We start from the raw sequence: 26,703 nt of genomic DNA, 5'->3' as shown, positions 1-26,703 counted from the left end.
AATCCGATTAAAATGAAGGGCTTTGTAAAATGCTGTCTTATTATAAAAAAATCATCAGAAAAACAGGATCTTTTGTCTTGAAAATAGGCTAAAAAGCTCGAAACAAATCGAACGAAAATGCAGTAAAATCGGCACTTTCGGCTTGATTTCCCCATGTCAGTTCCACTATAATAGACGTTGTTACAGCAAAGGAAAATTTTTCTGAAAAATGTGCAAGAGCAAACAGGGCCCTGCTGTTTTGTACAGGTGATGGAAGATATTGGAGATAAAAGGCCATTTGTTTCCGATATCGGGAATATAGTAAAACTTCGGCTATAGAATGCCGGAGAATTTTCAAAATAGTAGGAGGAGAATAGCCTCATGGAAAAATTAAATGTGGCAATTGCGGACGATAATGAGAAAATGGTGGAAGTACTGAGTAAGATCATTGACCAGGACGAAGACCTAAAACTGGTTGGAAAAGCACATAATGGAGAAGAAATCTGTAACATCATCAGGGAAAAACAGCCCGATGTGGTTGTTCTGGATATTATTATGCCGAAAGTCGACGGACTTTCTGTGATGGAGCGTTTCAGTCACGATGAGAATCTGAAAAAGGTGCCGTCATTTATTGTAGTTTCAGCGGTGGGACAGGAGCGGATCACAGAGGACGCTTTTGATCTTGGAGCAGATTATTTTATGCTGAAGCCTTTTGACAACAAAATGCTGCTGAACCGGATCAAGCATATCCGCAGGGCTGGAGAGCGGCGCGCCAGAGAAATGAACCGTCCAAGACCGAAGGAAGAAGAAAGCGCATGTGGTCTGGGCAATCTGGAAACAGATGTGACGGATATCATACATGAAATCGGAGTTCCGGCACATATTAAAGGATATCAGTATTTGCGGGATGCCATTATTTTATCCGTAAATGATATGGAAATGCTGAATTCGATCACAAAAATTTTATATCCCACCATAGCCAAGCGCCACCAGACAACACCAAGCCGCGTGGAGCGTGCCATCCGGCATGCGATTGAGGTAGCCTGGAGCCGGGGGAAAATGGACACCATTGACCAGCTGTTTGGCTACACAGTAAGCAATGGGAAAGGAAAACCCACCAATTCTGAGTTTATTGCCCTGATCGCGGACAAAATCCGGCTGGAATATAAAAATCGTTCTTTCCAATAAGGAAATTATGGGGTATAATATAAGTTATAAGAAGCTATTCGCTATTACTAAGGAGGGTTTTTTGGATGAAAAGAATTCTTTTTGCAACATCAGAAGCAGTGCCTTTTATAAAGACCGGCGGGTTAGCTGACGTAGCTGGTTCACTGCCGAAATGCTTTGATAAACGTTATTTTGACATTCGTGTGATCTTACCGAAATATGCCTGCATGAAGCAGGAATGGAAAGATAAAATGGAATATGTCACACACTTCTATATGGATCTGGGGTATAAGAACTGTTACGTAGGTGTTCTTCAGATGGAGTATGATGGCATTCAGTTCTACTTTATAGATAATGAATATTATTTCAGCGGTCCGAAGCCATATGACAGCGCGCCGTGGGACCTGGAGAAATTCGCATTCTTCTCCAAGGCAGTGCTTTCCGTACTTCCGGTAATCGGATTCAGACCTGACATTATTCACTGCCACGACTGGCAGACAGGCCTTGTTCCTGTTTACCTTCATGACAGCTTCCAGCAGAATCAGTTCTTCTGGGGCATTAAGACCATCATGACCATACATAACCTGAAATTCCAGGGTGTATATGATGTGAAGACCATCAAAGAGCTTACCGGACTTTCCGATTATTACTTTACACCGGACAAGCTGGAAGCATACAAGGATGGTAACTTCCTGAAGGGTGGTATTGTATTTGCAGATGCAGTTACTACAGTAAGCAATACTTATGCAGATGAGATCAAAACACCATTCTATGGCGAGGGCCTGGATGGACTGCTCCGTGCACGTTCCAACAGCCTCCGCGGTATTGTAAATGGTATTGATTATAACGACTTTAATCCAGAGACAGATAACAATCTGACTGCACGCTATAATGCCACAACCTTCCGCAAGGAGAAGGTGAAGAATAAGATCCAGCTTCAGAAGGATTTAGGTCTTGAGCAGGATCCGAAGGCAATGATGATCGGTATTGTTTCCCGTCTGACAGACCAGAAGGGATTTGACCTGATCGCATATATCATGGATGAGCTTTGCCAGGATTCTGTACAGATCGTAGCTCTTGGCACCGGTGACGAGCGCTATGAGAATATGTTCCGTCATTTTGACTGGAAATACCATGGCAAGGTATCTGCACAGATTTATTATGATGAGAGCATGTCTCACAGAATCTATGCAGCTTCCGATGCATTCCTGATGCCGTCCCTGTTTGAGCCATGCGGATTAAGCCAGCTGATGAGCCTTCGCTATGGTACACTTCCGATTGTCAGAGAGACCGGCGGTCTGAAGGATACAGTAGAGCCTTACAATGAATTTGAGGGAATCGGAACAGGATTCTCCTTCAGCAATTACAATGCACATGAGATGCTTTCTATCATCCGTTATGCTGAGCATATTTACTATGACAAGAAGCGCGAATGGAATAAGATGGTAGACCGCGCTATGGCGAAAGACTTCTCATGGGGCAATTCCGCACGCCAGTATGAAGAGATGTATAACTGGCTGATCGGGGAATAAAAGACACCAGAATCTGGTTTCGCTTGGATTTTGGGGCATAAGATTTGTTACATAATAAGATGAAAATGCGGGCATACTGCTTCTTGTAAGGTGTCCGGTTCAGGATACAGGAGGAAATTATTTTCTCCTGTATTTTGCTGTGAGGGACTCAGATACAGCCTTGCTGATCTGGAAAATTTATAGATACCGGACATTTTGGAAAAGAATTTTATGAACAGGAGGCAGGTTATATGAACCAGATTTCAGAATTGGATTTACAGAATTTAAGACACCTGATCGGTGGATTTGACACAACCCACTGTAAAATGGATGAGTACGCAAGCCAGGCTACAGATGCCCAGGTGAAGCAGTTTTTCCAGAAGTCTGCCCAGTCAGCGGTAGATTGCAAAAATCAGCTTATGCAGTATTTACAGTAGGAGGTGACACACATGAATGAAAAAGTGATGGTTGCAGATACACTTGCAGGAATCAATGGGGAGCTGACACGTTATGGGGAAATGATCCCTCAGACAGAGAATCCACAGCTGAAACAGACCCTGAAGCAGATGAGAAACCAGTGTGAGATGTCACAGGAGGAAATCTACCAGATTGCACGTGCAAGAGGCTATTATGTGCCTGCAGCACAGGCTACAAGGGAAGAAGTGGAGCATGTGAGAAGCGTGCTGAGCCAGGGATAAGGAAAAGCGGTTAATAAGGAAATCCGGAATTGCAGGAAAATGTTCTTGTAATTCCGGATGTTTTGCTATATAGTAAAGTTACTGACAGGAAAGCGGCAGTTTAAAAGCTGCGCAGGTCTATCTCAAATTTACCGGAGGTTTATCTGGCTCCGGCATACAGAAGAATTTCACACCCGTATTCCGGGATGATTCCACAGGTGAAAATAAAGTATTGCAAAAAAGAAATTTTTATATGGCGAGTAGGGGCTTGACAAGTGAACGGATTTAAGATACTATGTACTACAGAAAGAAACGAACATAGGTTCGTATTTGCAAGAGCAAGAGTGTTATACAGTCCGATTAATGTTACTGGTCTGCAGTGGACAGTAAGAATTGAATAGCTGCAGAGATCACCGCGGACTGACGGATTATAAAGAATAGGAGATCTGAATCATGATAAATGAAGAGAAGAAGAAAGCGCTGGAAGCAGCCCTTGGACAGATTGAGAAGCAGTACGGTAAGGGCTCTGTAATGAAGCTTGGCGAGTCCAGTGCCAATATGCAGGTAGAGACAGTTCCTACCGGTTCTTTAAGCCTTGACATTGCACTTGGCGTAGGCGGTGTGCCGAAGGGACGTATTGTAGAGATTTATGGACCAGAGTCCAGTGGTAAGACCACAGTTGCCTTACATATGGTAGCTGAGGTACAGAAGAGAGGCGGAATTGCAGGTTTCATCGATGCGGAGCACGCACTTGATCCGGTATATGCCAAGAATATTGGTGTAGATATTGATAACCTTTATATTTCCCAGCCGGATAACGGTGAACAGGCTCTGGAGATCGCAGAGACCATGGTACGTTCCGGTGCAGTAGATATTATTATCGTAGACTCCGTTGCAGCTCTGGTTCCCAAGGCTGAGATCGACGGCGATATGGGCGACAGCCACGTAGGTCTGCAGGCACGTCTGATGTCCCAGGCTCTTCGTAAGCTGACTGCCATTATCAGCAAGTCCAACTGTGTTGTGATCTTTATCAACCAGCTTCGAGAGAAGGTTGGCGTTATGTTCGGTAATCCGGAGACCACTACCGGTGGACGTGCCCTTAAGTTCTACTCTTCCGTACGTCTGGATGTGCGCCGTGTAGAGACCTTGAAGCAGGGCGGCGAGATGGTTGGTAACCATACCAGGATCAAGGTTGTTAAGAATAAGGTGGCTCCGCCATTTAAGCAGGCTGAGTTTGATATCATGTTTGGTACCGGTATTTCCAAGGAGGGCGATATCCTTGATCTTGCTACTGAGAATTCCATTGTGAATAAGAGCGGCGCGTGGTACGCATATGAGGGCAATAAGATTGGCCAGGGACGTGAGAATGCCAAGCTGTTCCTGAAGGAGCATCCGGATATCTGTGACGAGATCGAGCGTAAAGTCCGTATTCATTACAATCTGCTCCCAGGAGAGGAAGAAGAGCAGGATGCGAAGAAGACAGATGCAGCACCAGCAGCTGACACTCCAGCATCTGAAGAGGAATAAAATATGGCGGTTACACCTGAAGAGCAGAAGAATGCCAGGAGAAAGGCGATGCTTCTTCTGGAGCATATGGACCGCACAGAGAAAGGCCTGTCTGACCGGCTGCGTCAGGCAGGCTTTTCAGCAGAAGCGGTGGAGGACGCCATGAATTATGTGCGTTCCTATGGTTATCTTAATGACCAGCGGTATGCAATGAACTATATTTCCTTCCGAATGGGAACCAAGAGCCGCCAGAAGATCCTCCAGGAGCTGGCCGGGAAGGGCATTGACAGGGAGACTGCCCTTGCAGCCTGGGAGGAAGCCGCAGAAGTAGAAGAGCCAGACGAGCTGGCTGTTCTTCGTGCCACTGTAGAGAAGAAATGCCAGCCGGACACCGCGCTGGATGAGAAGGCAATGCGCAGACTTCAGGGATTCCTCCTTCGAAGAGGCTTCTCCTACGGGGATATTTCCTACGTGCTGGACGAGATGAACATTACCTGTGAGAGAAGCTATGAATAGGCGGTTCTGCCTTCTTTCCCGGCTGTGCATATAGCCATGCGTGAGTGGAGCTGCAGCGCCCCGCCGAAATTAAAATTTTCTTTTTCAGTAGAAAAACTTGACATAATTCTAAAAAAAAGATAAACTTGTATTGTTGTGATTGCACAATGAAAACTAAATATTGAGGAGGTGCTCCTGTGACAACAATTATTGTTGCAGTTGTCGCTGTAGTAGCCACTCTACTGATTGCAGTTCCTATTACTAGTAAAGTTTCTGTGGATAACAAAGTTAAGAAAGACGCAGAAACGATTGGGTCAGCTGAAGAAAAGGCCAGAGGCATCATTGATGAAGCCTTAAAAACGGCCGAAACAAAGAAACGTGAAACTTTATTGGAAGTAAAGGAAGAATCTCTCCGTACCAAGAATGAACTGGAGAAAGAAACCAAGGAACGTAGAAACGAACTGCAGAAATATGAGAAGCGTGTCTTAGCGAAGGAAGAAACCGTCGATAAGAAAGCTGAAGCAGTTGAGAAGCGCGAGGCAGAGTGCACAGCGAGATTTGCTGAATTGCAGAAGAAAGAAAAGAGAGTAGATGAACTCGAGCTGAAAGGAGTACAGGAACTGGAACGTGTTTCCGGTCTGACCTCCGAACAGGCAAAAGAAGAATTGCTCAGATCTGTGGAAGACGATGTGAAAGTTGATGTTGCCAGACTTTACAAGGAACTTGAAAGCCAGGCGAAGGAAGAAGCAGGAAAGAAAGCCAAAGAATACGTGGTAAATGCCATTCAGAAATGTGCAGTAGACCATGTTGCTGAGACCACTATTTCCGTAGTACAGCTTCCAAGCGACGAGATGAAGGGACGTATTATCGGACGTGAGGGACGTAATATCCGTACCATGGAGACACTGACAGGTGTAGACCTTATCATTGATGATACCCCTGAGGCAGTTGTCCTCTCATCCTTTGATCCTATCAGACGTGAAGTGGCAAGAGTAGCACTTGAGAAACTGATCGTAGATGGACGTATCCATCCGGCCAGAATCGAGGAAATGGTTGAAAAAGCACAGAAAGAAGTTGAGACTCAGATCCGTGAGGATGGTGAGAATGCAGCGATGGACGTTGGAGTCCACGGCATCCACCCAGAGCTTCTGAAACTTCTTGGACGTATGAAATTCCGTTCAAGCTATGGACAGAATGCATTGAAGCATTCCATCGAGGTTGCACAGCTTTCTGGTCTGCTTGCCGGTGAGATTGGTGTGGACGTACGCATGGCAAAACGTGCAGGTCTTCTTCATGATATCGGTAAATCCATTGACCATGAAGTTGAGGGATCCCATATTGAGATTGGTGTAAACCTTTGTAAGAAATATAAGGAATCACCGCTTGTGATCAATGCGGTAGCCGCACATCATGATGATGTGGAGCCAGAGAGTCTCATTGCTTGTATCGTGCAGGCAGCAGACGCAATTTCTGCAGCACGTCCAGGTGCCAGAAGAGAGACACTGGAGACTTATACCAACAGGCTGAAACAGCTTGAGGATATTACAAACCAGTTCAAGGGTGTAGAGAAATCCTTTGCAATCCAGGCTGGTAGAGAAATCCGTGTTATGGTAGTTCCTGAACATGTGAACGATTCTGAGATGGTACTTCTCGCAAGAGATATCGCGAAGCAGATTGAGGCTGAGCTTGAATATCCGGGTCAGATCAAGGTTAATGTGATCCGCGAGAGCAGAGCCGTTGATTATGCCAAATAATCGGAGTTAATTTACATTAGAAATTAAGAGACCGCTTCCGCATTTTTCATACGATATGAAAGATGCGGAGGCGGTTTTTTATGTGCTAGGAAATTCCGTTGGAATTCCCTAGTACATAAAAAAGCCCTACCGGGCAGGATCGCACTGCGGCGGAAAGGTAGATGTCGCCGAGGGCGACCCGCCGCAGGCGGAGAATCCTGCAAAGCAGGATTCTTTCTTGTGCCATATGAAATGCCAACATAATCAGGAACAAACCAGCGTACAATGGTACAGGGTGAATATATGGAAACTGTACTCAGTACCAAAATAAAAAACTCTTTTCCAGGACTGGCCTTGCTGATGGCCGGGTTCCTTGCAGGCCTGTTGATTCCCAATTTTATTTATCGTTTTTCCTGGAAGCAGCAGGCATTTTCCGCAATTTATCTACTAACTGCTTATGGAAAAACAGGGGTAGAGGGAACCGATTATCTGCTGCAGATCATATGGATGCGAGGCAGCTTCTTTTTCCTTTCCCTGTTATGTGGTTTCACTGTATTTGGGGTTCCAATAGCAGTGGGGGCAATGCTTTTTACAGGGCTTGAATTGGGAATGGTATTCTCCATGTCCATTTTGCAGTTTGGGCTCACTGGCGGAGCGGTTGCAGCTACGCTTCTTTTTCCACATTATCTGATCTATCTGCCATTATGGAATGTGGTTTATCAGATGATCTACAGGGAGTCTATGGGAATCTGGCGCAACCACGGCATTTTCCCCCGGAAGGTGAGTGATTATCTTCTGAAAGTATTCCTGTATACAATGTTGTATGGTGTGGGAATTTTCCTGGAATGGCGTGTGAATCCGTGGATTTTAAACAAAATTCTGGATTTTTCGAAATTTTTTTAGGGGAAAACAACAGAAAAATTACAAGATATAGTGATGGTTACCATAAAATCTGCTTTATTTGGTAAAAATGATGAAAAAGCCCTGTTTTTATACGATTTCAGAAGGAAAAAAAGATTTGATTTTATGTTAATTACAAAGTATAATACAGGTACATTTTAAAAATGGTTATTGTGGGGAGGTAGCCCGTCCTTACAATATATGGCGTAAAACGGAAGATTCGAATGTACAGGGCCTCATGAATTGAAATCCACAACTAGAGAGACAGGAAGTAAACAATATGGAACAGGAAATACGCGAGTTTATAGAATACCTACATAATACGAAAAAAACATCCCAGAATACAGAGGTTTCCTACCAGCGTGATCTGAATAAAATGTCCGCATATCTGGAAACAAAGGGGATTACTGCTGCGGCAGACGTCCGTGAATTTGATCTCCTGGGATATATGGATTATATGGAAAAAGAGAACTTCGCGTCATCTACGATTTCCAGAAGCGTTGCTTCCATGCGTGCTTTTTTTCAGCATATGTTTGCACTGCGGAAGATCCAGGAGAATCCTACGGACAATCTGAAATCACCCAAGGTTGAGAAGAAGCTTCCTGAGATCCTCAGCATTCAGGAGGTGGACGACCTTCTGAAACAGCCAGATCTGACTACCCCTAAGGGAATCCGGGATAAAGCCATGTTAGAGCTTTTGTATGCAACTGGTATGCGGGTAAGTGAACTGATCCATCTGGAGACTACAGATGTGAACCTGCAGCTTGGCTATGTGGTATGTCAGGAGAACAAAGAGCGTATTATTCCAATCGGAAATGTAAGTAAAGAGGCATTGAACCTTTATCTGGAAGAAGGACGTAAGGTATTTGTGAAAGACGATGCAGAGCATGCCTTGTTCACCAATTGCTCCGGCAAGGCCATGAGCCGCCAGGGATTCTGGAAAATGCTGAAGGGGTATGCACAGGATGCCGGAATCCACAGAGATATTACGCCCCATACCTTAAGACATTCCTTTGCAGTCCATATGCTGCAGAATGGAGCGGATATCCGAAGCGTCCAGGAGATGCTGGGACACTCTGATATTTCCACTACTCAGGTGTATTTAAGCATGAATATTAACCGGATGAGAGATGTGTATATGAAGGCACATCCGAGACACTAGAAAAGAAAGAATAAAATGCTAACACAACTGTCCATGGAGTTTAAAATCCGTGGGCAGTTTTTGTATAAAAAATCTCCTGCATTCCAAAGAACGAATGCAGGAGACAAATCACTTCTTGAAAATGTAAAATCAAGACAATCCTATCGTTAGCACATCTCAGCAATTGTATACAGCAGCTTCTCAGATTCTTCCCATCCAAGGCAGGCATCTGTAATGGATTTGCCATATATATGGTTTGGTCCGATCTTCTGGTTGCCTGGCTCGATGTAGCTCTCGATCATAAGACCCTTTACCAGTCCTCGTACATCAGAATCAACCTGACGGCTGTGAAGAACTTCCTTGGCAATACGGATCTGCTGCTCATACTGCTTATTGGAGTTGGAATGGTTGGTATCTACGATGGTAGCCATGTTCTTCAGGTTCTTAGCAGAATATTTCTCGAAAAGAAGACGAAGATCTTCGTAATGGTAGTTCGGAATTGCCTCTCCATGTTTGTTTACAGCACCACGAAGAATGGTATGTGTTAACTCATTTCCAGTAGTCTCAACTTCCCATCCTCTGTAAATAAAGGTGTGGCTTCCCTGGGCTGCAACAACAGAGTTCAGCATAACGCTGAAGTCACCACTTGTTGGGTTCTTCATTCCAGCTGGTACGTCCATACCGCTGACTGTCAGGCGGTGCTGCTGGTCCTCAACAGAACGCGCACCTACAGCAACATAGGAAAGAAGATCGGACAGGTAACGCCAGTTCTCCGGGTAGAGCATTTCGTCTGCACAGGTAAATTCACTCTCCTCGATAGCACGAATGTGCATTTTACGGATTGCAACAAGGCCGGCAAGCATGTTTGGCTTTTTCTCCGGGTCTGGCTGGTGAACCATTCCTTTATAACCTTCACCTGTAGTACGCGGTTTATTTGTATAAACGCGAGGAATGATTAAAACTTTATCCGCGATCTTGTTCTGAACTTTGCGAAGTCTCAGCAGATAGTCGCATACAGCATCTTCATTATCTGCAGAGCAGGGACCAATGATTGCAAGAAATTTATCGGATTTTCCAGTGAATACGTCACGGATCTCCTGATCACGTTTCTCTTTCAGTGCCTTGATCTTTGCATCAATGGGATATTGGTTGCGGATCTCGTCGGGTGTTGGAAGCTTTTTGATGAATTCAAATCCCATGGTATTTTCTCCTTTTATCGGCAAAATTTGCTTTCGATTCAATATTATAGACTATGATGGAAAAAATGTCGATAGGCAAATTTCGTGAAAATTACTCGGATAATTCCATCCTATTTAGGTAAATGAAATGAAGCAAAGTGAGAATCAGCTGGGAAAGGAGCATTCCATAGAAATACCCCCGGATCCCCAGCAAAGGAATGGAAAAGAAAACAAATCCAATTCGGATGCACACACCTGCAATATTATGAAAAAGGCAGGCATCCGGCCGTCCAAGCCCGTTTAATATACTCTCCAATGCAGTATTCGTATAAAGAAAAGGACAGATAAAAGCCAGTGTCCTTATGTAGATTCCCGCAGTCTCACTGTGAAAAAGAAAATTTCCCAGTGATTTTCCAAAAAGAAAGAAAAAGAAGGTACAAAAAGCTCCAAATAAAAAGCAGGTTTCACAGGTGCGGCGGATCACATGACGGATCCTTTTTTCGTGGCCAAGTGCCTGTAAGCCAGCCACAGAGGGCATCAGCATAACAGAAGCAGAGTTGGTGATGGTTGCTGGAAAAAGAATCAGCGGCAGCGCCATTCCGGTGAAAATTCCGTACACCGACAGAGCATCCGCCTGGTTCATTCCTGACAGGAGCAGCCGTTGGGGGATAAGAACCATCTCAATGCCAGAGAGCAGAGTGAGCAGCAGCCGGTTCACAGAGTGTGGGACGGCAATCCGGGTAATCTCCCTGGTGAGTGAATGGAAATGTTTCAGCAGTCCATCCAGAAGCCGGTAGTTTTCCCTGGAAAAATTAAGTCCAAGCGCCAACAGGCAGGCTGCCGCAGCCACAACCTCACTAAAAAGGGCACCTCCGGCAGCCATTACAGGGGTAATCTCTTTTTCCTGGGAAATCAGGATCAGGTAGATCATATAAGTGCTGCCAATCCTGGAGCTTTGTTCAAGAAGCTGGATAAAAGCTGGAATCCCTGTTTTTTTCCTGGCATAATAAAAGCTGTTTATGCATGAATGCAAGGCAGAAAGGGGAAAGCTAAAGGAAAGAATACGAAGCAGGATCCCCGTACGCGGTTCTTTTAACAAAGCAGAAGCTACAAAATCTGCATTCCGATAGACCAGGAAAGAGAAGAGTCCGCAAAGCGCCACCGAAAAAAAGGTTCCAAGAAGCAGCGCATACCTGGATTCTTTTTCTTTCCCAAGGGCAGTAAAAGAGGCACACAGTCTGGAAATGGCTGCCTGAATCCCCATACAGCAGGCAGCCAGTACGATCCCGTGAACCGGAAGGGTGAGCTGGTAAATCCCTACGCCCTGTGCACCAATGGTGTGAGATAAGAATATTCTATAGAAGAAACCCATAAGGCGGCTGGCAAGGCCAGTGAGAGTAAGGATCAGGGTCCCTTTGATGAAAAGTCTGTCAGACATAAGAATCCGCCTATCTGGTTATGGCTTGAAGCAGTCACCATACAGGTCCATAACCACTCCGTCTTTTTAGTTAGTTTATGCTGTAAATGTGCCTTGACAGAACTGTTATTATCTGGTAAAGTGGGATAGAAATCCAAGCAATTTACTAGGAAATAGAAAAGTACCTAAGGAGATAGATGAAACAACCCTTTCCCGGGAGTCTTTCATATCGAATTGATACCAATAAACCAGGAGGAAGAAAAATGGGAAAAATGATATATCTGGATAATGCGGCAACCACCAAGACCGCTCCGGAAGTAGTAGAAGCAATGCTTCCTTATTTTACCGAAATGTATGGAAATCCATCCAGCATTTATGATTTCGCATCCAAGAGTAAAGAGGGCGTCAGCAAGGCAAGAGGCCAGATCGCAGATGCACTTGGTGCCAAGAAAGAAGAAATCTATTTCACAGCTGGCGGCTCAGAGGCTGATAACTGGGCACTGAAAGCCACTTTTGAAGCATATAAATCCAAAGGAAACCACATCATCACCACCAAGATCGAGCATCATGCGATCCTTCACACCTGTGAATATCTGGAGAAAGAGCGCGGAGCAAAGATCACCTACCTGGATGTAGATGAGAATGGTATTGTGAAGCTTGACGAGCTTGAGAAAGCCATCACACCGGAGACCATCCTGATTTCCGTTATGTTTGCAAACAATGAGATCGGATCCATCCAGCCGATCAAGGAGATTGGTGCAATTGCCAAAGAGCATGGCATCCTTTTCCACACAGATGCAGTACAGGCTTTTGGACAGGTGCCGATTAATGTAGATGAGTTAGGAATCGATATGCTCAGCTCCAGCGGACATAAGCTGAACGGACCGAAGGGAATCGGATTCCTTTATATCCGCAAGGGCGTTAAGATCCGTTCCTTCGTACACGGCGGAGCTCAGGAGAGAAAGCGTCGTGCAGGTACAGAGAATGTTCCGGGAATCGTAGGCTATGGTGTAGCAGCAGAGCGTGCAATCCGCACCATGGAAGAGCGTACTGCCAAAGAAATCCAGGTGAGAGATCATTTTATCGAGAGAATCCTGGCTGAGATCCCATATGTGAAATTAAATGGTGACCGTACCAAACGTCTTCCAAACAACGTAAACGTAAGCTTCCAGTTTATCGAAGGAGAGTCCATGCTGCTTATGCTTGACAACTATGGTGTCTGTGCATCCAGCGGTTCCGCCTGTACATCAGGTTCCCTGGATCCGTCCCATGTGCTTCTGGCAATCGGACTTCCTCATGAGATCGCACATGGTTCCCTGCGTATGACCTTAAGCGAGGAGACTACCATGGAAGATGCTGATTTCGTAGTAGATAAGCTGAAAGAAATCGTAGCATATCTGCGATCAATGTCTCCATTATATGAAGATTTTATTAAAAAACAGTAACTGTTCAGTACCTTCACAGTTACACGCTTCGCGATGCACAGAAATCATGCTTTGCATGATTTCACGCCGAGATTCTCGGGTTTTCTGTGAACTACGTTCACAAAAAACACCTCGCGGAATAGTACCTACTGAATAGTAAAAAAAACAAAAAATTTGATTAAAACACTTGCCAGGAGGAAAAAAAGATGTATAGTGAGAAAGTAATGGATCATTTCCAGCATCCACGTAATGTTGGGGAAATAGAGAATGCAAGCGGTGTCGGTACAGTAGGAAATGCCAAATGCGGCGATATTATGAGAATTTTCCTGGATATCGATGATGAGACACATATTATCAAAGACTGTAAATTCAAAACCTTCGGCTGCGGTGCTGCAGTTGCAACCAGCAGTATGGCTACTGAGATGGTAAAAGGTAAGACCATCGAGGAAGCTATGAAGCTTACCAACAAGGCTGTTATGGAGGCTCTTGATGGACTTCCGCCAGTGAAAGTACACTGTTCTCTTCTTGCTGAGGAGGCTGTACATGCTGCACTGTGGGATTACGCACAGAAGCATCACATTGAGATCGAAGGTCTGAAGAAACCGAAGTCTGACATCCATGAGGGTGAAGAGGCAGAGGAAGAAGAGTACTAATTGTCGTCATCGATATTTCAAAAGAATAATATTTTTTACAGGAAACCGAATCCTTAAGCAGATTTATTTCGTTACAGATAAATAGGTGGTAAAGATGAGGCAGACCGTAAAGTGAATTCATCAGGGCGGATGTTATCATCTGCCCTGATTTTCATATAACGGGAAAGCAAAAAGAGTAAAACTGAAACATCCTTAAAGAAAACATAAGAATGAAGGAAGTAACGATGACAGGACTGACAAACGAACAGGTACAACAAAGAATTGAAGAGGGGAAGGTCAACGCCAATGAGAACCCCAATACGAGGAGCTATAAGCAGATCGTAAGGGAAAATGTGCTTACATTTTTCAACTTTCTGAACCTGGCTCTTATGATCATGGTGCTGCTGGTTGGTTCCTATAAGAATTCCATGTTTATGGGAATTATTGTGATCAACACGGTGATCGGAATCATCCAGGAGGTCCGGGCGAAAAAAACTCTGGATAAGCTGGCCATCCTCACGGAGAGCAAGGCTGTGGTCTTGCGTGAGGGGAAAAAATGGACCATTTCCACGGAGAAACTGGTGCTGGATGACATCCTTTTTCTGAAAACAGGAGATCAGGTGCCGGCAGATGCCAAGGTGCTGGAGGGCAGCATTGAAGTCAATGAATCCCTTTTGACCGGTGAATCCGATAACCTTCAGAAAAATGAAGGAGACGAGCTTTTTTCCGGAAGCTTTGTCACATCTGGTGAGGCATGCTGCCAGGTGATCCACGTTGGCAAGGACAATTACGCATCCCAGATCACCAGTGAGGCCAAGGAATTTAAGCGTCATAATTCAGAACTTCGAAACTCTCTGAACGCGATTTTAAAGACCATCAGTGTGATTATCGTTCCTATGGGAATGCTGCTGTTTTACAAGCAGTATTACATTGCAGGAAATGGAATCCGGGATGCAGTTGTGAATATGGTAGCAGCTGTTCTGGGAATGATCCCTGAGGGGCTGGTGCTTCTTACCAGTGTGGCGCTGACTCTTGGTGCGCTGGCGCTGACAAGGAAGAATACTCTGGTGCAGGAGCTGTATTGTATTGAAACTCTGGCAAGAGTAGATACTCTTTGTCTGGATAAGACCGGAACCATCACTGCCGGAACCATGTGTGTGGAGCAGGTACAGCCCTATGTGGAAGGGATGGAGATCAAGGCTCCAGATGGGGCGAATGAGAGTGAAAATGAAAGTACCATAAATGGGACTGTAGAGCCAGAACTGGCTGCTGCGGAAGTGAAGTCTGGAACAGCAGCTGCAACAGGATTACCGACGGAGTCTGGCATGGAAACATTAGAGGGAACAGTTCAGAGGAATACTGAAACTGACTTAGCCATCAGCAGTGCCCAGCCAGAACTGACCATGGGCGAGATCGAGCGCGTCATGGCAAATATGATGTCCGTTTTAAAGGACAAGAACGCCACCGCAGATGCCCTTCACAAGCGTTTTTCCAGACGAACGGACATGCCGGTAGACCACTGCATTCCGTTTTCCTCAGACCGCAAATACAGCGGTGTGGCCTTTAAAGAAGAGGGAACCTACCTGATGGGTGCAGCCCAGTTCCTTTTCCCAGATGGAAATGAGGACCTGATAGGGCAGTGCGCTGCCTATGGAAAAGAAGGCCTGCGTGTTCTGGTACTGGCTCACAGCCCCAATCTGAACCAGGAAAATGAACTTCCAGAAGGCCTGAAACCAGTTGCCTTATTTATGCTTACCGATATTATCCGGGACAATGCACCTGAGACGCTGGCATTTTTCAAGGACCAGGGCGTAGACCTGAAAGTGATCTCCGGTGATGATCCGGTGACCGTTTCTGCCATTGCGAAAAAGGCAGGCCTGGAAAAGGCAGATAAATATATTGATGCCACCACCATTACCACACCGGAGGATATGGAGCGTGCCGTCGCAGAGTGTTCCGTATTTGGCCGTGTAACCCCGCAGCAAAAGAAAGAGATGGTGCTCGCTCTTCAGAAGCAGAAACACACAGTTGCAATGACTGGTGACGGTGTAAATGACGTTCTGGCGCTGAAAGAGGCTGACTGCAGTGTGGTTATGGCAGAGGGAAGCGATGCGGCCAAGAATATTGCGAATGTAGTGCTCATGGATTCCAATTTTGCAGCTATGCCGGAGATTGTGAACCAGGGACGCCGCGTAGTAAACAACATCCGTACTGCAGCATCCATGTTCCTGATCAAAACTATTTTTTCTGCGCTGCTTTGCCTGATTACCATTTTCTGGGGCGAGAGCTATCCATTCGAGCCGATCCAGATGTCCCTGATCAGCGCCTGCGCAGTGGGTATCCCAACCTTCCTGCTTGCCCAGGAAAACAACTTTAACAAGATCGAAAGCGGTTTCTTACGGTATGTATTTATGAATGCATTTCCGGCAGCAGTTACCATCACGGGATGTGTATTTACCATTATGCTGGTCTGCCAGAACGTTTACCACAGTAATGTAATGCTGAGTACCGCCTGTTTCCTGGTAACCGGATGGAACTACATGGCAGCTTTGAAGACCGTATATGCGCCTCTGAGCAAGTACCGGAAGACCATTATTTACGGCATGCAGTTCATTTTCTTCTTTGCAGCTGTATGCGTACAGAACCTGCTGGCACTTGGTTCCCTGGAGTTTGGAATGATCATCCTGGTATTTATCCTGATGACCTTCTCCCCAGTGGTGATTGAAGTTATCACCGAATGGTGCAGATCCCTGTACGACAAGGCACATGAGAGGGAAAAGAAAGGGCTTATTGCTTTGTTTTTGGAAAAAGTGCAGAAATAGTACTATAAAAAGAAAAAAATGCTCCATCGTCAGGTGATTCTGGCGATGGAGTATTTTTTTACATGATGGGCAAGCTGGGGGGAGGAGAACTCTTGGCATTTACTGAAATATGGAGCAGAAGTTGCGGAGTGCGTTCTAATTTTGTCATAGTTTCATAAAGTTTGGTTTTCGCTCTTTAAATACCGTATAATATTCAAATCCACATTCTTTCAGAACCTGTGCAGCCTTGTTAAAAGAGTAGCCGATTTTATCTGGTGTATGTGCATCCGCACCGATGGTGATGATTTCACCTCCCAGTTCTTTATATCGTCGAATGATATCCGTACACGGGTTGGGTTCTCCAAGACCGTAGTGATAGCCGCCGGTGTTGACCTCAAGTCCCACATTTGTGTCCACCAGCTTTTTCAAAATCGCATCCAGAATATCCTGGTATTTTTCATAAGAATAGAACTGGTTTTTATTCGGACCATAGCGGACGATATAATCCAGATGTCCATAAGTGTCCATTTCATGGAAGGCATCCAGATTCTCTAGAATGGATTGGAAATATTCAAGGTATGCCTGTTCCTCGTCCCTGCCCTGGAAAAATTCGGGATAGTAGGGGTCAGCGCCGTGAACCACATGTGAAGAGCCAATCACGAAATCGAAAGGATATTCCTTCAAAAGATTGTGAAAATATTGTCCAAGGTGAAGCTGCAAGCCAATCTCAATACCGAAATGGATGACAATCTGATCCTTGTAGGCTTCCTTCAGTTCCATAAGCCGGGAGTAATAGGCGGGAAGATCCAGGGAAAATTCCAGGTTATCCGGAGTTGGCGGATAGTCTGGATCCAGATGTTCTGTAAAACAGATACCTTTGAGACCGCAAGCTATGGACTGACGGATCATATCTTCTGTGGGAGTGCCGGAATCTGCGGAAAATTCAGAATGCATGTGGCAGTCCCACAAAACTTCGGGGGAGTTGGAAAGTATTTTCATAATAACCTCCTTATAAATTATAACTAAGAGAAATATTCTCAAAATATATTTTCTGTAAATATAAAGATATATTTTATAGATGAGTGTACAGCGAAGGAACACGTGAAAAATTTCTTCTTGCACGAAAAAGACAGGAAAAAACGCACATGAATGCTGCCACTGTGTCATAAAAGGGACTTAGCTGTCTCATTTGAGAGCAGTATATCATATCAGAGGATATTTGTGGCAATTTGCCTGTTATTTTTTTGAAAATGGGGTTGAATTTTTGTTCAGAATTAGGTACAATACGCTATAGGTTGATGTTTCTTTCACAAAGAATGAAGCACTCACATAATTTTTACCATTTTTCATAGGAGGAATTTATCATGGCAGTAAAAGTTGCAATTAATGGTTTTGGACGTATTGGTCGTCTTGCATTCCGTCAGATGTTCGGTGCAGAAGGATTTGAGATCGTTGCTATCAACGACTTAACATCTCCTAAAATGCTCGCTCACTTATTAAAATATGACTCAACTCAGGGAAGATATGCTCTTGCAGATACAGTTGTAGCTGGCGAGGATTCCATCACAGTTGACGGAAAAGAAATCAAAATTTATGCAAAAGCTAACGCTGCTGAGCTTCCATGGGGAGAGATCGGTGTAGACGTAGTTCTTGAGTGTACTGGATTCTATACATCCAAAGACAAAGCTCAGGCTCATATCGATGCAGGTGCTAAACACGTTATCATTTCCGCTCCGGCTGGAAACGACCTTAAGACAATCGTTTACAATGTAAACCATGAGACTCTTACAAAAGAGGATCACATCATTTCCGCAGCTTCCTGTACAACAAACTGCTTAGCTCCAATGGCTAAAGCACTTAATGACCTTGCTGCAATCAAATCCGGTATCATGTGCACAATCCACGCTTACACAGGCGATCAGATGACACTTGACGGACCGCAGAGAAAAGGCGATCTGAGAAGATCCCGTGCAGCTGCAGTTAACATCGTTCCGAACAGCACAGGTGCTGCTAAAGCAATCGGTCTTGTTATCCCAGAACTGAACGGCAAACTGATCGGTTCCGCACAGCGTGTTCCAACCCCAACAGGTTCTACTACAATCCTTACAGCAGTTGTTGAAGGAAATGTTACAAAAGAGCAGATCAACGCAGCTATGAAAGCAGCTTCTAACGAGTCCTTCGGATACAACGAGGATGAGATCGTATCCAGCGATATCGTTGGTATGAGATTTGGTTCCCTGTTCGATGCTACTCAGACAATGGTTCTTCCACTTGAGAATGGCACAACAGAGGTTCAGGTTGTTTCATGGTATGACAATGAGAACTCCTACACAAGCCAGATGGTTCGTACAATCAAACACTTTGGTAAACTGCTTAACGCTTAATTAATAGCAGAGTAGGGTTTTCGGATGCTGGCAGTCTGATTGATCTGACGGCATATGAATAAGACTCAGAGAAGGGTCCGGTCTGAATAGGACCGGACCCTTTTGTCTGTATAAAAAGTTAAATTTATAAGGAGGCATAACAAGATGCTGAATAAGAAATCTGTTGATGACATCAACGTAAAAGGCAAAAAAGTCCTCGTAAGATGCGACTTCAATGTACCTCTGCAGGACGGCAAAATTACAGATGAGAACCGTCTGGTAGCAGCTCTTCCTACAATCAAGAAGCTGATCGCAGATGGTGGAAAGATTATCCTTTGCTCCCACCTTGGCAAACCGAAGGGAGAGCCGAAGCCTGAGTTATCTCTTGCACCTGTTGCAAAACGTCTCACAGAGCTTCTCGGACAGGAAGTTAAATTCGCTGCTGATCCAGAAGTAGTAGGACCAAACGCAAAAGCTGCAGTAGCAGAGATGAAAGACGGAGATGTTATTCTTCTTGAGAATACACGTTACCGTGCAGAAGAGACTAAGAACGGTGATGAATTCAGCAAGGAACTTGCTTCTCTTTGCGATGTATTTGTAAACGATGCATTTGGTACCGCTCACAGAGCACACTGCTCTAACGTTGGTGTTACCAAATATGTAGATACAGCTGTTGTTGGATATCTGATGCAGAAAGAAATCGATTTCCTCGGAAATGCTGTAAACAATCCTGATAGACCATTCGTAGCTATCCTTGGCGGTGCTAAGGTTTCCAGCAAGATCTCTGTTATCAACAACCTTCTTGACAAGGTAGATACCCTGATCATCGGTGGTGGAATGTCCTACACATTCTCCAAGGCTATGGGCGGACATATCGGAAGATCCCTTTGCGAGGATGATTATCTTCAGTATGCATTAGACATGATGAAGAAAGCAGAAGATAAAGGCGTTAAGCTTCTTCTTCCTGTAGATAACAGAATCGGAGATGACTTCTCCAACGACTGCAACATCCAGGTTGTAAAACGTGGCGAGATTCCGGATGGCTGGGAAGGAATGGACATCGGACCAGAGACAGAGAAGCTTTTCTCTGACGCTGTAAAAGATGCTAAGACAGTTGTTTGGAACGGACCGATGGGCTGCTTCGAGATGCCGAACTTCGCTCATGGTACAGAGGCTGTTGCTAAGGCTCTTGCTGATACAGACGCTACAACTATCATCGGTGGTGGTGATTCCGCAGCAGCAGTAAATATCCTTGGCTATGGCGACAAGATGACCCACATCTCCACAGGTGGCGGTGCTTCTCTTGAGTTCCTGGAAGGAAAAGAGTTACCAGGTGTAGCAGCAGCTAACGATAAATAATAAGGCACTTAATGAGTGCAAAAGGAGATATATAATGTCTAGAAAGAAAATCATTGCCGGAAACTGGAAAATGAACATGACTCCAAGTGAGGCAGTTAAATTAGTAGAAACCTTAAAACCATTAGTAGCAAACGATGACGTTGACGTAGTATTCTGCGTACCGGCTATCGACATCCTTCCAGTAATTGAGGCTGCAAAAGGCTCCAACATCCAGGTAGGTGCTGAGAACATGTACTTCGAGGAGAAAGGTGCTTTCACAGGCGAGATTTCCCCGAACATGCTTACAGACGCTGGTGTTAAATATGTAGTTCTCGGACATTCCGAGAGAAGAGAGTACTTCGCTGAGACAAGTGAGACCGTAAACAAGAAAATGCTCAAAGCATTCGAGCACGGCATCACTCCAATCATGTGCTGTGGTGAGACTCTTGCTCAGAGAGAGCAGGGCGTAACTATGGACTTCATCCGTCAGCAGGTTAAAGTTGGTTTCCAGAACGTTACAGCTGATCAGGCTAAAACAGCCGTTATCGCTTACGAGCCAATCTGGGCTATCGGAACCGGCAAAACAGCTACAACTGAGCAGGCTCAGGAAGTTTGCCAGGGAATCCGTGCCTGCATCGCAGAAATCTACGATGAGGCAACTGCAGCAGCAATCCGTATCCAGTACGGCGGATCTGTAAACGCTAAGACTGCACCAGAGTTATTCGCTCAGGCAGACATCGACGGCGGTCTGGTAGGCGGCGCATCTCTGAAACCAGAGTTCGGTGATATCGTAAACTATAACAAATAATTAAATTTTGAATAAAAAATAGCAGGATCTATACATTCTGCTAAGTGTCCAAGCGTTGAAAACGCCACGAAAGAGAAAATGAAACCATAAAAGTTTTAGTTTTCTTTTCGTGGCGTTTTTGTTATACATTTATGGCAAAAATAAAATGTGGAAATTTTGTAGATCCACTGTGACACTTATTGGACAGTGCTTTTGGAACTTTATTTTCGAAAGCAAAATTTCGTCAGATTATACATAAAAGTGGAATTTTTGCACCACAAAAAATTACGATTAGAAATTAATCCAATATTGTAATCGGCCTATGATTATGGCATAATAGTTAAGGATATGTAAAAATTGAGAAAAATCCACGTTAACAAAAAGAAAATACTTTGAGAAGAAAGGTCGCCCCTGCAGAATTGGCAGAGGGAAACGACGACAGAGGATTAAAACATGGCAATTTTTTCAATGGTTTTATCTTTGCTGTGCGGAGTGTCATTTTTCCTGTTTGGAATGTCTCTTATGGGAGACGGACTGAAGTCCGTTGCCGGCAATAAGCTGGAAGCATTCCTTTACAAAATGACCAATACCCCGCTGAAAGGTGTAGCACTTGGAACAGGTGTTACCAGTGTAATTCAGTCATCATCCGCCACTACCGTTATGGTGATCGGTTTTGTTAACTCCGGTATGATGAAGCTGAAACAGGCAATTGGTATTATCATGGGTGCAAATATCGGAACCAGTATTACAGGATGGATCTTGTGTCTGTCTTATATCCAGGGCTCCGGTGGAATTGCAAGTATTCTTTCTACAGCCACTATTTCAGCAGTAGTTGCTGTGATCGGTATTGTGCTCCGTATGTTCTGTAAGAGATCTGTACACAGAAATATCGGTAACATCATGCTGGGTTTTGCTATTTTGATGAATGGTATGCAGATGATGAGTGGAGCTGTTTCCCCTCTTCGTGAGAGCCCGGTATTTATTGATATGCTGACAATGTTCTCCAACCCTATTGCAGGTATTCTGGTAGGTATTGCATTTACAGCAGTGCTTCAGAGTGCATCTGCTACAGTTGGTGTGCTGCAGGCTCTTTCCGTAACCGGAATCCTTACCTTTGCCAGCGCATTCCCGATCGTTCTTGGTATCGGTGTTGGTGCAGCCTGTCCAGTACTGATCTCTGCAATTGGAGCAAATAAAAATGGTAAAAGAACAGCTCTTGTATACCTTTTGAACGACTTATTTGGTTTGATTCTGTGGTCAGTTGTATTCTATACATTGAATGCTTTTATCCATTTTGGATTTATGGATATGATCATGAGCCCGGTATCAATTGCATTTTTGAACACCATTTTCCGTGTTGCTACTGTAGTGGTACTTTTCCCATTCATTCCTAAGATAGAGAAGTTGGTATGCTATCTGGTCAAGGACAGCGCAGAAGAACTGGAGGACGAGGCAGACTTCGATCTTCTGGAAGAGCGTCTTCTGAACTATCCTGCACTTGCAATCGGACAGTGCCATCGTGCTATGAACGGTATGGCAAAGAAGCTTCGTAAGAATGTAAACAGAGCCATGAACCTTCTGAATGATTATCAGCAGGACAAATATGACAAGGTGCAGCGTAAAGAAGACCTGATCGACAAGTACGAGAGCCGTCTTGGCGAGTATCTGATCCAGCTCACCAAACGTGAGATGAATACAGCCCAGACACGTCAGACATCCCTTTATCTGCACACCATCAATGACTTTGAGCGAATTGGCGATCACGCTTCCTACATTGCACATATGTCCAATGAAATGCATGACAACCACACCACCTTCTCCCAGACAGCATGGGATGAGCTGAACGTAGTCATGGATGCAGTCCGTGAGGAGATCAATGTGACCTGCAACGCCTTCATGAACGACGACAAAGAAGCCGCACAGCGTGTGGCACCTCTTGGCGTAGTGATCACCAGACTTTGCGATGAGTTGAAAATGCGCCATGCAGAGCGTCTCAGCCAGGGCAAATGTGGTCTGGAAGAGGGAACCGTATTCAGTGATATCCTGAACAGCTTCGGACGTATTGCTTCCCACTGTGCAAGTGCCATGACAGCACTGATGAAGAGTGGAGAAGAGACCACCGATATCCATATTCATAACTCCAAGATTTACCCTACCGACAGCCTGGAGTATTATACCTATTTTAAGGAATACAGACAGAAGTATGATATTGGCACAGAAGTAGAGCATAAGCTGAGTATGGAGCCGGAAGAAGTAGAATAAATTAGAACGCAATAAACCTCGCTGCGCCAGCAGCAAATAATACGAAACCAAAACACCGTCAGATGAAAATTCCCGAATAAAGCAGGGAATATCGTCTGACGGTGTTTTGTTATTTTGTGTATGGAAAAACAATAAGAACAAAATGCTCTAACAAACTATAAAAAATCCTATGATGTTTCAACCTTTTTCTATAAAACCGTGTTTTACCAAAGATTGATACGTATATAATATGTATGATTTTATCTCTTGGGAGATTGAGCTGCCGTTACATTACGGAAAGATGCTCGGTGATAGTCGCTGCAGCCTCTTTTCTGGCACGCTTGGCATTTGTATTTTCAGCAAGTTCATCGGGGACGTATTCTACAATGTCTTCTAAATCACAGTTCAGGACACGGCAGATACGGTCTAAGGAGAAAGTTTCTACATTCTCGTTTTTGCGAAGCCGATGCAGCAGCTTTTTATCAATTCCGCACTTTTCGGTAAGATAATATTGTGAAATATGGCGTTTTTTCAAGGTCTCCCAGAATCTGTCGTATTTAATCATCGTTCAAATTCCTGTCCATTTTGTTCTTGCCATATCTCTATTATGGGTATAAAATTGAAAATATAACAGGGTGATTATAAACACCCTATCTGGGAGGATAGATCATGCGAAAAGCATTAAAAATAGCTGGTTCCACGGTTTTTGTACTCTTTTTATCCGGGAGCCTTTTTTACTGTATGGTAGCCGGAGCCGGCACTGGTGCTGGGGCATTGGCATATGTGATCATGGCGGCCGTGCTGTCAGTGCTTATTTCCGTAACCCTTTGCCTGGGGTTTCACTATATCCGCCGTTTGAAAAAGCTGCTTAAAGAAATTAAAGGATGAGCCTTTGACAATTGTTTTCATAGATGATTTCTATTTATTTAACTATTAAACTCCACAATTTGCATTGACAAATATAACATAATAAAACTATAATACTAAAAGTAAGAAGGCATTCTTGGAGTAATGGATATTAGATCCCTTAATTGTTGAAGAAAATGTTATAAATCAGGTATGAACAGGTCAGAAAAATATAAGGTTGTTGTATCAGAGCAGGCGAAACAAATGATTGGAGTTCATATTCGTTTTATTGCATAGGTGAATAAAGATACTGAAAGAAATAAGAAAAAGGAAATTTCTATGTTAAAGATAAACGAATATGCATATAATGCATGTGAAAGAAATGGTACTTTAGAATCATATGCATTATTTGAAAAAAGAATTTGTGAGTTAAAGAATTATCATTTGGGAAAACAAAATGCAACCTACAGTTGGATTTATTTGGGATTTGAATTTTGCGAGAACATGATGAGGATATGTGATATCTTGCAGATGGAAAAGAAGATTGAGACAGCTGTGAAAAGGGGATATAAAGTAGCGTTCGTATTTCCACCAGTATATCAGAAAAGTATACCGATGGTAAAGCAATGGATAGAACGTTTGAAGAAATTGAATTTGATCAGCGAATGGGTTGTGAATGATTTTGGCATGTTTGCATTATTAGCGGAGGCTGGAATTACGAAGAATTTTGTGTTGGGACGCTTGTTTGAGAAGGCAATTCGCGAAACAAGACAGAATATTTTAGAAATACCGGAAGTGGCAAAAAATTTTGAAATTCTCCAACCGACAGAAAGTATGAAAAGTATTTGCAGAATTTTAGAAGAAAAATATATGATATGTGGTGCTGAAGTTGATACATTTCCAGATGGAATGCTTAAACTGACAGATCAACATTTGGAATACCGAGTCCATTATCCGGATATCTTTTTGTCGTATTCTCCTTATTGCGAATATGCAAATGTGAATCATGAGGAAAAAGGGTGCTTTGTGCTGCATCAGCTATGTGGTGCAGAATGTTGTTTATATGAACAGAAAATTTCTGCTCCGAAAAGAAATGAATTTTATAAAACGGGAAATGTAATGTTAGGAAGACAAGTAAAGTGTCCAGAAGAATGTATAGAAGGCTGTTGCAGGTTTGTGTATTCAGAACGGATTCATTTGAAATAGATGTATGAGGACCAATGGAATGAAGATTATAGCACCAGTAAAATCAACAGAAGATTTACAGAAATATAAAGAAGCAGGTGCAGAAGAATTTTATGGCGGTATTCTAGATGAACGTTGGTATCATGAATATGGAAAGTATATTGAATATAATCGTCGTGGAAGTTATGCAGAGAAGGCAAATTGCACAGATTGGAAGGAAATGGAAAAGATGGTACAGTTATCTTTTGATTACAGTACCCCATTTTATCTGACGGTCAATGCAATTCGTATTGTTGAAGAGCAGATGCCGATTTTACAACAGCTTCTGGCTGATTATAAAAGTATAGGTGGAGAAAAAGTGATCATTAGCGATATTTCTTTAATGAAAACGTTAAATGAAATGGGACTTGCAGTAACGATTAGTTCATGTGCAAACATTCGTAACCAATATTCTGCACAATTAATGAAAGAATTAGGATGCGAGAGGATTATTTTTCCAAGGGATATCACGATAGAAGAAATTCGTGAAATAAAAGAAAATGTTCCAGAGGTAGAATATGAAGTGTTTTTATCAAATTCCGGATGCAAGTTTTCGGATGGAAATTGTCTAGGGCTTCATGGAACAGAGGTGGGGGCATTATGTGACTATTGCAGAAAAGCAGTTCCAGAGTTTTATCAAGTGAATGGTGCTGCATTGACAGGCAAAGAACAAATGTGCTTACAAAAACAGAATCATCAGTATAATAAATTATTTTCTCATGCCTGTGCACAGTGTGCAATTTATCAGTTGAAAGATTGTGCTGATTCGGTGAAAATTGTAGGTCGCGCAGCAAATGAACAAAAAATCTTGGAAGACATTTTACTTACAAAACAAAATATTATTATTGCTGAAAGTTGTAAGAATAACGAAGAGTATTTGCAAAGAGTTATTCGTCCGGAAAATGGAAAATGGTGCATTGAGTATAAGAACTGTTATTATTGTACGGATATGGTGAAGAAATATGGAACAGGACGAGGATAAATTAGAACAGGATTATTGGAAATTCTATCAGAATGAAGGAATTGAAAATAAGAAAGAAGATATTGAATATTTAGGGATCAATTTATCTTCAGAAAAAGAAGAGATTGAAGTTAAGGTATATTATAAGGATAAATATAGTAGAAAAGAATTACATCCAATTATAGAAAAACTAAATACAGAACATATGATAAGAACGCTTACGCAGATTGTTGATACAAAAAATGGAATCTGCAGGCGCTTTGATATTGGATGTTACTGACAACCGGTTTTGTCCAAAACCATCCGGTATTTTTTGCCCGGAATCAGACGGAATTTCTGTCCGCCAGAGACTTTTATTTAAATTTCTGGCGGACATTTTTCT

General features: G+C 43.6%; 24 protein-coding genes. 20 read left to right on the top strand and 4 right to left on the bottom strand.

Going from position 1 to position 26,703, the window contains the following annotated elements; translation table 11 throughout:
• The first annotated feature begins 360 nt into the window (after nt 1-360).
• From spo0A to xerD, 9 genes are all read left to right on the top strand, one after another.
• On the top strand, nt 361-1,167 hold the full coding sequence (gene spo0A / locus ACTQ50_RS06835) for a sporulation transcription factor Spo0A (protein WP_441483558.1): 807 nt from the start codon (nt 361-363) through the stop codon (nt 1,165-1,167).
• 65 nt (nt 1,168-1,232) lie between these two features.
• On the top strand, nt 1,233-2,678 hold the full coding sequence (gene glgA / locus ACTQ50_RS06830; protein ID WP_441483557.1) for a glycogen synthase GlgA: 1,446 nt from the start codon (nt 1,233-1,235) through the stop codon (nt 2,676-2,678).
• 230 nt (nt 2,679-2,908) lie between these two features.
• Nucleotides 2,909-3,094: a hypothetical protein gene (locus ACTQ50_RS06825; RefSeq protein ID WP_441483556.1), complete on the top strand. Its 186-nt coding sequence runs from the start codon at nt 2,909-2,911 to the stop codon at nt 3,092-3,094.
• Between the two features lie 12 nt (nt 3,095-3,106).
• Nucleotides 3,107-3,355 carry a spore coat protein gene (locus ACTQ50_RS06820; protein ID WP_226819117.1) on the top strand — a complete coding sequence of 83 codons (249 nt, stop codon included), beginning with the start codon at nt 3,107-3,109 and terminating at the stop codon, nt 3,353-3,355.
• A 432-nt stretch (nt 3,356-3,787) separates the two neighbouring features.
• A complete protein-coding gene (gene recA / locus ACTQ50_RS06815; protein WP_441483555.1) occupies nt 3,788-4,861 on the top strand; it encodes a recombinase RecA in 1,074 nt (357 codons plus the stop codon).
• Between the two features lie 3 nt (nt 4,862-4,864).
• Nucleotides 4,865-5,356 (top strand): regulatory protein RecX, encoded by a 492-nt coding sequence (locus ACTQ50_RS06810; RefSeq protein ID WP_441483554.1) that lies wholly within the window; start codon nt 4,865-4,867, stop codon nt 5,354-5,356.
• A gap of 188 nt (nt 5,357-5,544) precedes the next feature.
• Entirely contained in the window at nt 5,545-7,089 is a 1,545-nt protein-coding gene (gene rny, locus ACTQ50_RS06805) for a ribonuclease Y (RefSeq protein ID WP_441483636.1), read from the top strand.
• Between the two features lie 264 nt (nt 7,090-7,353).
• Entirely contained in the window at nt 7,354-7,971 is a 618-nt protein-coding gene (locus tag ACTQ50_RS06800) for a stage II sporulation protein M (RefSeq protein WP_441483553.1), read from the top strand.
• 277 nt (nt 7,972-8,248) lie between these two features.
• The gene (gene xerD / locus ACTQ50_RS06795) at nt 8,249-9,130 is read left to right on the top strand and encodes a site-specific tyrosine recombinase XerD (protein WP_441483552.1); all 882 of its coding nucleotides are present in this window, start codon (nt 8,249-8,251) and stop codon (nt 9,128-9,130) included.
• A 146-nt stretch (nt 9,131-9,276) separates the two neighbouring features.
• Here the strand turns inward: xerD and ACTQ50_RS06790 are convergent, their stop codons facing one another.
• Nucleotides 9,277-10,308: a 3-deoxy-7-phosphoheptulonate synthase gene (locus ACTQ50_RS06790; RefSeq protein ID WP_441483551.1), complete on the bottom strand. Its 1,032-nt coding sequence runs from the start codon at nt 10,306-10,308 to the stop codon at nt 9,277-9,279.
• Nucleotides 10,309-10,399: 91 nt separating this feature from the next.
• Nucleotides 10,400-11,725 carry an MATE family efflux transporter gene (locus ACTQ50_RS06785; protein ID WP_441483550.1) on the bottom strand — a complete coding sequence of 442 codons (1,326 nt, stop codon included), beginning with the start codon at nt 11,723-11,725 and terminating at the stop codon, nt 10,400-10,402.
• 242 nt (nt 11,726-11,967) lie between these two features.
• Here ACTQ50_RS06785 and nifS point away from each other — a divergent pair, with 242 nt between their 5' ends.
• The 3 genes from nifS (at nt 11,968) to ACTQ50_RS06770 (ending at nt 16,582) form a co-directional block, all read left to right on the top strand.
• Nucleotides 11,968-13,149 (top strand): cysteine desulfurase NifS, encoded by a 1,182-nt coding sequence (nifS, locus tag ACTQ50_RS06780; protein WP_441483549.1) that lies wholly within the window; start codon nt 11,968-11,970, stop codon nt 13,147-13,149.
• A gap of 185 nt (nt 13,150-13,334) precedes the next feature.
• Complete coding sequence (nifU, locus tag ACTQ50_RS06775; protein ID WP_226819099.1) at nt 13,335-13,781, top strand: Fe-S cluster assembly scaffold protein NifU; 447 nt, start codon at nt 13,335-13,337, stop codon at nt 13,779-13,781.
• Between the two features lie 209 nt (nt 13,782-13,990).
• On the top strand, nt 13,991-16,582 hold the full coding sequence (locus ACTQ50_RS06770) for a cation-translocating P-type ATPase (RefSeq protein WP_441483548.1): 2,592 nt from the start codon (nt 13,991-13,993) through the stop codon (nt 16,580-16,582).
• Between the two features lie 144 nt (nt 16,583-16,726).
• Here ACTQ50_RS06770 and ACTQ50_RS06765 read toward each other — a convergent pair whose 3' ends face one another.
• Nucleotides 16,727-17,560 carry a histidinol-phosphatase HisJ family protein gene (locus ACTQ50_RS06765; protein WP_441483547.1) on the bottom strand — a complete coding sequence of 278 codons (834 nt, stop codon included), beginning with the start codon at nt 17,558-17,560 and terminating at the stop codon, nt 16,727-16,729.
• Between the two features lie 365 nt (nt 17,561-17,925).
• Between ACTQ50_RS06765 and gap the strand changes: the two genes are divergently transcribed.
• The 4 genes from gap (at nt 17,926) to ACTQ50_RS06745 (ending at nt 23,311) form a co-directional block, all read left to right on the top strand.
• The gene (gene gap, locus ACTQ50_RS06760; protein WP_117851616.1) at nt 17,926-18,945 is read left to right on the top strand and encodes a type I glyceraldehyde-3-phosphate dehydrogenase; all 1,020 of its coding nucleotides are present in this window, start codon (nt 17,926-17,928) and stop codon (nt 18,943-18,945) included.
• Between the two features lie 144 nt (nt 18,946-19,089).
• Complete coding sequence (locus ACTQ50_RS06755) at nt 19,090-20,283, top strand: phosphoglycerate kinase (protein WP_441483546.1); 1,194 nt, start codon at nt 19,090-19,092, stop codon at nt 20,281-20,283.
• Nucleotides 20,284-20,317: 34 nt separating this feature from the next.
• Nucleotides 20,318-21,070, top strand: coding sequence for a triose-phosphate isomerase (tpiA, locus tag ACTQ50_RS06750; protein ID WP_441483545.1), 753 nt, complete (start codon nt 20,318-20,320; stop codon nt 21,068-21,070).
• Between the two features lie 432 nt (nt 21,071-21,502).
• Nucleotides 21,503-23,311, top strand: a complete 1,809-nt coding sequence (locus ACTQ50_RS06745; RefSeq protein ID WP_441483544.1) for a Na/Pi cotransporter family protein — start codon at nt 21,503-21,505, stop codon at nt 23,309-23,311.
• A 265-nt stretch (nt 23,312-23,576) separates the two neighbouring features.
• Here ACTQ50_RS06745 and ACTQ50_RS06740 read toward each other — a convergent pair whose 3' ends face one another.
• Nucleotides 23,577-23,855, bottom strand: a complete 279-nt coding sequence (locus tag ACTQ50_RS06740; protein WP_295306968.1) for a helix-turn-helix domain-containing protein — start codon at nt 23,853-23,855, stop codon at nt 23,577-23,579.
• 104 nt (nt 23,856-23,959) lie between these two features.
• On the opposite strand from ACTQ50_RS06740, the gene ACTQ50_RS06735 reads away from it, so the two are divergent.
• The 4 genes from ACTQ50_RS06735 (at nt 23,960) to ACTQ50_RS06720 (ending at nt 26,601) form a co-directional block, all read left to right on the top strand.
• Entirely contained in the window at nt 23,960-24,178 is a 219-nt protein-coding gene (locus ACTQ50_RS06735) for a hypothetical protein (RefSeq protein WP_441483543.1), read from the top strand.
• Between the two features lie 297 nt (nt 24,179-24,475).
• Nucleotides 24,476-25,342, top strand: a complete 867-nt coding sequence (locus tag ACTQ50_RS06730) for a hypothetical protein (protein WP_441483542.1) — start codon at nt 24,476-24,478, stop codon at nt 25,340-25,342.
• A gap of 19 nt (nt 25,343-25,361) precedes the next feature.
• A complete protein-coding gene (locus tag ACTQ50_RS06725; protein WP_441483541.1) occupies nt 25,362-26,342 on the top strand; it encodes a U32 family peptidase in 981 nt (326 codons plus the stop codon).
• Nucleotides 26,323-26,601 carry a hypothetical protein gene (locus tag ACTQ50_RS06720; RefSeq protein WP_441483540.1) on the top strand — a complete coding sequence of 93 codons (279 nt, stop codon included), beginning with the start codon at nt 26,323-26,325 and terminating at the stop codon, nt 26,599-26,601. Before ACTQ50_RS06725 ends, ACTQ50_RS06720 begins: the two co-directional genes overlap by 20 nt.
• Nucleotides 26,602-26,703: the final 102 nt, after the last annotated feature.

Origin of the sequence: Blautia sp. Sow4_E7 (assembly GCF_052116245.1) — a bacterium.
Classification (GTDB): domain Bacteria; phylum Bacillota; class Clostridia; order Lachnospirales; family Lachnospiraceae; genus Blautia_A.
The sequence above is the reverse complement of the archived record's forward strand: the minus strand, read 5'-3'. Positions and strand labels throughout refer to the sequence as shown.

What these genes read in the sequence shown, in the direction of transcription:
- spo0A (WP_441483558.1), top strand. Translation starts at nt 361, where the DNA reads ATGGAAAAATTAAATGTGGCAATTGCGGACGATAATGAGAAAATGGTG.
- glgA (WP_441483557.1), top strand. Translation starts at nt 1,233, where the DNA reads ATGAAAAGAATTCTTTTTGCAACATCAGAAGCAGTGCCTTTTATAAAG.
- ACTQ50_RS06825 (WP_441483556.1), top strand. Translation starts at nt 2,909, where the DNA reads ATGAACCAGATTTCAGAATTGGATTTACAGAATTTAAGACACCTGATC.
- ACTQ50_RS06820 (WP_226819117.1), top strand. Translation starts at nt 3,107, where the DNA reads ATGAATGAAAAAGTGATGGTTGCAGATACACTTGCAGGAATCAATGGG.
- recA (WP_441483555.1), top strand. Translation starts at nt 3,788, where the DNA reads ATGATAAATGAAGAGAAGAAGAAAGCGCTGGAAGCAGCCCTTGGACAG.
- ACTQ50_RS06810 (WP_441483554.1), top strand. Translation starts at nt 4,865, where the DNA reads ATGGCGGTTACACCTGAAGAGCAGAAGAATGCCAGGAGAAAGGCGATG.
- ACTQ50_RS06800 (WP_441483553.1), top strand. Translation starts at nt 7,354, where the DNA reads ATGGTACAGGGTGAATATATGGAAACTGTACTCAGTACCAAAATAAAA.
- xerD (WP_441483552.1), top strand. Translation starts at nt 8,249, where the DNA reads ATGGAACAGGAAATACGCGAGTTTATAGAATACCTACATAATACGAAA.
- ACTQ50_RS06790 (WP_441483551.1), bottom strand. Translation starts at nt 10,308, where the DNA reads ATGGGATTTGAATTCATCAAAAAGCTTCCAACACCCGACGAGATCCGC.
- ACTQ50_RS06785 (WP_441483550.1), bottom strand. Translation starts at nt 11,725, where the DNA reads ATGTCTGACAGACTTTTCATCAAAGGGACCCTGATCCTTACTCTCACT.
- nifS (WP_441483549.1), top strand. Translation starts at nt 11,968, where the DNA reads ATGGGAAAAATGATATATCTGGATAATGCGGCAACCACCAAGACCGCT.
- nifU (WP_226819099.1), top strand. Translation starts at nt 13,335, where the DNA reads ATGTATAGTGAGAAAGTAATGGATCATTTCCAGCATCCACGTAATGTT.
- ACTQ50_RS06770 (WP_441483548.1), top strand. Translation starts at nt 13,991, where the DNA reads ATGAAGGAAGTAACGATGACAGGACTGACAAACGAACAGGTACAACAA.
- ACTQ50_RS06765 (WP_441483547.1), bottom strand. Translation starts at nt 17,560, where the DNA reads ATGAAAATACTTTCCAACTCCCCCGAAGTTTTGTGGGACTGCCACATG.
- gap (WP_117851616.1), top strand. Translation starts at nt 17,926, where the DNA reads ATGGCAGTAAAAGTTGCAATTAATGGTTTTGGACGTATTGGTCGTCTT.
- ACTQ50_RS06755 (WP_441483546.1), top strand. Translation starts at nt 19,090, where the DNA reads ATGCTGAATAAGAAATCTGTTGATGACATCAACGTAAAAGGCAAAAAA.
- tpiA (WP_441483545.1), top strand. Translation starts at nt 20,318, where the DNA reads ATGTCTAGAAAGAAAATCATTGCCGGAAACTGGAAAATGAACATGACT.
- ACTQ50_RS06745 (WP_441483544.1), top strand. Translation starts at nt 21,503, where the DNA reads ATGGCAATTTTTTCAATGGTTTTATCTTTGCTGTGCGGAGTGTCATTT.
- ACTQ50_RS06740 (WP_295306968.1), bottom strand. Translation starts at nt 23,855, where the DNA reads ATGATTAAATACGACAGATTCTGGGAGACCTTGAAAAAACGCCATATT.
- ACTQ50_RS06735 (WP_441483543.1), top strand. Translation starts at nt 23,960, where the DNA reads ATGCGAAAAGCATTAAAAATAGCTGGTTCCACGGTTTTTGTACTCTTT.
- ACTQ50_RS06730 (WP_441483542.1), top strand. Translation starts at nt 24,476, where the DNA reads ATGTTAAAGATAAACGAATATGCATATAATGCATGTGAAAGAAATGGT.
- ACTQ50_RS06725 (WP_441483541.1), top strand. Translation starts at nt 25,362, where the DNA reads ATGAAGATTATAGCACCAGTAAAATCAACAGAAGATTTACAGAAATAT.
- ACTQ50_RS06720 (WP_441483540.1), top strand. Translation starts at nt 26,323, where the DNA reads ATGGAACAGGACGAGGATAAATTAGAACAGGATTATTGGAAATTCTAT.